3 protein-coding genes are annotated in these 4453 nt (G+C 73.5%); 1 reads left to right on the top strand and 2 read right to left on the bottom strand.

All coding sequences use genetic code 11. From position 1 onward, the window contains the following. A partial coding sequence (locus E2C05_RS29090) for an ABC transporter substrate-binding protein (RefSeq protein ID WP_133223118.1) occupies nucleotides 1-1596 on the top strand: 1596 nt, incomplete at its 5' end. 443 nt (nucleotides 1597-2039) lie between these two features. Here E2C05_RS29090 and E2C05_RS29085 read toward each other — a convergent pair. Beyond that, a complete protein-coding gene (locus E2C05_RS29085; protein WP_133223117.1) occupies nucleotides 2040-3617 on the bottom strand; it encodes an ABC transporter substrate-binding protein in 1578 nt (525 codons plus the stop codon). Nucleotides 3618-3743: 126 nt separating this feature from the next. Then, a partial coding sequence (locus E2C05_RS29080; RefSeq protein ID WP_158292448.1) for a transglycosylase SLT domain-containing protein occupies nucleotides 3744-4453 on the bottom strand: 710 nt, incomplete at its 5' end.

The raw sequence follows: 4453 nt of genomic DNA, 5'->3' as shown, positions 1-4453 counted from the left end.
GCGCCGGGGCGCGCGGGCGAGGTCACGCCGGGGCGCGCGGGCGAGGTCACGCCGGGGCGCGCGGGCGAGGTCACGCCGGGGCGCGCGGGCGAGAAGGTGCTCAGGGTCTCGCTCAACACCGAATTGCAGGTGCTGGACCCGATCGTCACCACCATCAACGCGACGCGGGTCTTCGCCTACCTGGTCTTCGACACGCTGGTCGGCATCGACAGCCAGGGGGCCTACCGGCCGCAGATGCTGGAAGGCTGGGAGGTCGGCGCGGACCGCCTGACCTGGCGCTTCCGCCTGCGGGAGGGGTTGGAGTTCAGCGACGGCACGCCGGTGACGGCGGAGGATTGCGTCGCCTCCCTCAAGCGCTGGGCGCGGCGGGAATCCCTCGGCGCCCAGATGATGCGCGCGGCGGAGAGCCTGGCGGCGCTGGATGCCCGCAGCTTCGAGCTGAGGCTGCGCGAGCCCTTCGCCTTCGTCATCGAGGCGCTGGGCAAGCCGGGCCACACCATTCCCGTCATCATGCCGGCCCGCATCGCCGAGGCGCCGGCCGACAAGGCGGTGACGGAGATCATCGGCTCCGGCCCCTTCCTGTTCCGCCGCGCGGAATGGCGCCCGGGCGACCGCGCGCCCTTCCACCGCAACGCGCGCTACCGCCCGCGGGCGGAGCCGGCGGATGGCCTGGCCGGCGGCAAGCGCGTGTCGCTCGACCGGGTCGAGCTGGTGAGCATGCCGGACCAGGCGACGCGCGTCTCGGCGCTGCTGGCGAACGAGATCGACATGCTGGAGATCGTGCCCTTCCACTTCATCGACCGCCTGCGCCGCAGCCGCGGCATCACCATCGCCCGCCAGCGGGGCGTCGAGCAGATGCAGTCGATCCTGTCGATCAACCACCTGACGCCGCCCTTCAACGACATCCGCATGCGCCGCGCGCTGCAGGCGGCGATCGGCCAGTCCGATGTCATGGCCTCGCTCGGCCTGCCCGCCGGCATGGCGATGGAGCAGTGCCTGTCCATCTACATGTGCGACGCGCCGCTTTCGACCGATGCGGGGACCGAGGCCTATCGCGGCGCCGGCCCCGAGCGCGCCCGCGCGCTGCTGCAGGAGGCCGGCTACAAGGGCGAGCCGGTGGTGCTGCTGCATTCCGAAAGCTCGGCGCTGCTGAACCCGACCGGGCTGGTGATGGCGGACCAGATGCGCCGCGCCGGCTTCAACGTCGATGTCCGCACCAGCGACTACGCCACCGCCGCGGTGCGGCGGATGAGCAAGGCGCCGGCGGAGCAGGGCGGCTGGAATGTCATGCCGATCGTCTGGAACGGCATCGACATGGTGAACCCGCTGAGCAACCCGGCCATCGCCAACAACTGCAACGCGTTCAATTCGGGCTGGCATTGCGAGGAGGCGACGGCGGCGCTGCTGCGGCGTCTGGCCGTTACCGCCGACCCGGCACAGCAGAAGGCGCTGGCGGAGCAGCTGCAGGCGGGCTTCCACCGCAACGTCAACTACGTGCTCGGCGGCCAATTCGCCGCCCCGGCCGCCTACCGGGTGGAGGTGACGGGGGTGGTGCCCTTCGCCTTCCCGGTCTTCTGGAATATCGAGAAGCGGTGACACGGCGCTGAATTCGCTTGCGGCATGTTCATTGTGCGGTGCAGCATAGTGGGGAGGCTAGGGAGGAACCTCAACCGGAGATCCCCCCATGCTGCCTTTCGTCCTCGGCCTTGCCACCCTCGTGCTCGTCAACCTGGTCACCGACCATGAGGCCCGGCGCGAGGGCCTCGACGAGTTGCAGGCGGGCACCCGCCTCGGGTCCTAGGAGCAGACCCCGATCAGGTGGCATCGCCTGACCGAGTGACGATGCTCGTGGATCCAGACGACCAGGGCGGTTGCCGTGCGCCATGGCGGACGGAATCCGCTTCAGTGCCCCGCATCCGAAATCCGTCGCCACCGGCGGCGCCCTTCGGTCCGGGCCACGCGCCCTTGTTCGCAGTGGCCTGCTGATCCGCTGCCTTCGCGGCCGGGACACCAGCGCCGCCGCCGGCCGCCGCTGCCGTTCAGCCGCGCCGCAGGTTCCACAGGAAGGGGTTCGGCCCCTGCAGCACGCCCGACAGGTCGGCGCGGAAGGCGGTGCGCAGGCGGAACAGGCCGGTCGGGGCGAAGGGCACGCTCGCCCAGGCGGCGTCCTGCAGCGCCGCCATGGCCCGGCCCTGCGTCGCCGCATCCGTCGCGCCGATCCAGGCCTCCACCGCCGCCTCGCTGGCCGGGTCGGTCGGCCAGCCGAACCAGGCACGCTCGCCATGGCCGCGGATGATGGGGCTGACCGCGGGGTTGGCGATGGCGGCGGCCGGGAAATTGGTGTTGTGCAGGTTCCAGCCGCCCTGCGCCGGCGTCCCGCGATTGGCCCGCCGGGCGATGGTCGTCGCCCAGTCGCTCTCCACCAGGTCGATGTTCACCCCCAGGCGGCGCATCAGGTCCGCCGTCACCCGGCCCTGCTGCGTGACGGCGGGGAAGTCGGACGGGTTCGCCAGCACCACCGTCTCGCCGCGGTAGCCGGCGGCGCGCAGCGCGGCGCGGGCGCGCTCCATCGCCGCCTCCCCACGCGGGGCGGGGGCGAATTCCGTCACCCCCGGCAGGCCGCAGGGGAAGACCGCGTGGCAGTCCTGCCAGTCCCCCGGCAGGGCGACGGCGGCCATGTAGTCGGACTGCACCATCGCATCGCGCACCGCCCGGCGGACGCCGACATCGTCGAAGGGCGGATGCAGGTGGTTGAAGCGCAGGAAGCCGAGGAAGCCGTTCGGGTCGTAGATCTGGGTGCGGATGCCGCGGTCCCGCTGCAGCACCGGCACCAGGTCGGGCAGCGGGTATTCGATCCAGTCGATCTCGCCGGTCTGCAGCGCCGCCGCGGCGGTGCCGCCATCCGGGATCCAGAGCAGCTCCAGCCTCTCGAAATGCACCCGCTTGCCGCCGGCGGCGGCCTCGGCCGCTTCCTCCCGCGGGACATAGGCGTCGTTGCGGGCATAGGCGGCGCGGGATCCCTGGACGAACTCGCCCGGCAGGAAGCGCCAGGGGCCGCTGCCGACCATGCCGTCGATCCCGATGGGGCGGTCTGGCGGCGTCGCGGCGATGCGCGCCGGCATGATGAAGGCGGGGCTGGAGGCGGGCTTGGCCAGCGCATCCGGCAGCGCCGGGAAGGGCCGGTGCAGGCGGATGACCAGGGTCCGGTCCTCCGGCGCCTGCCATTCCGCCACCGCCCGCGCCAGCACCTGGCCGAAGCTGTCCCGCACCGCCCAACGCTGCAGGGATGCGATGCAGTCCGTGGCCCGCACCGGCTCCCCGTCATGGAAGCGCAGGCCCTCCCGCAGCCGGATGGTCCAGGTCAGCCCGTCGGCCGAGACGGCATGGCCTTCCGCCATCTGCGGCCGCGGCCGCAATTGCGCGTCGCAGGCATAGAGCGTGTCGAAGATGCAGAAGCCATGCGTGGTGACGATGGTAGTCGGGTTGAAGATCGGGTCCAGCACCGCCAGCGCCGCCTGCGGCATGAAGCGCAGCACGCGGGCCCGCGGGGCCTGGGCGGCGGCCGCGAAGGGCAGGGCGGATGCGGCGGCGGCCCTCATCAGCGTACGGCGGTGCATCCGGTCGGTCCTCCCGCGCTCGCGATAGGGCAGGGCGCGGCGCCGGGAAAGGGGGCGGGCCCCGCGGCGACGGGATGGCCGGCGGCGCCGGGCGGTGCCGGGGCCGCAGGGCAGCGGCGGCGCCGCTCAGCGGGCGTCCGCCACCTCCACCACCTCCACCGCCGGGCCGGCGCCCATGGCCGCCAGCACCGGCCCATGGGCATCCCGCTGGCCGGCGATGGACCGGCCGATCCAGCCATGCACCTCGGCCAGGGTCAGCGGCCGGCCGGTGCCGCGGTCGGTGAAGACCTCCCGGTTCAGGGCCAGGCTGTCGCTGGCGACGAATTCCGCCGCCGGCCGGCCCGGCGTCTTCGCCAGCCCGGCCAGGAAGCGCTGCGCCCCGCCGGGCCCCAGCAGGTGCACGAGGTAGAGGTCCTCCGGCCTCGGGGCGCGGCCCAGCGTGTCCTGCAGGGACGCACGGGCGCGGTTGATGCGCTCCGCCGCCAGGACCGCCGCGTAGCGCGGGTTGTCCCGCAGGGCGAGCACCTGCCGCATCTGCCGCCCGTTGCGGGTGCCGATGGTGCCGGTCTGCCAGTCGGTCCGCAGTTGCGCCGCGGTGGGCGCCAGGCCGTGCCGGGGGCCGAAGTCGCGCACCACCTCCAGCCAGGTCGCCTGGGTGAACTGCATCAGGCCGCGGGCGGTGGAGCGGCCGTTGCGCGCCCGCGGGTCGAAGCGGCTTTCCTGCCAGGCCAGCGCCACCAGCAGCAGCGGGTCGATGCCGGTGGCGCGGCTGGCCTGGCCGAGCGCGGCGGCCACCACCTGGCCGCGATCCGGCGCCGGCGCGGCCGGGCGGGGTG

It is taken from the genome of Paracraurococcus ruber, assembly GCF_004353985.1.
Taxonomy (GTDB): Bacteria; Pseudomonadota; Alphaproteobacteria; order Acetobacterales; family Acetobacteraceae; genus Paracraurococcus; species Paracraurococcus ruber.
Note: the sequence above shows the minus strand (reverse complement) of the source record. Positions and strands in the feature narration are given on the sequence as shown.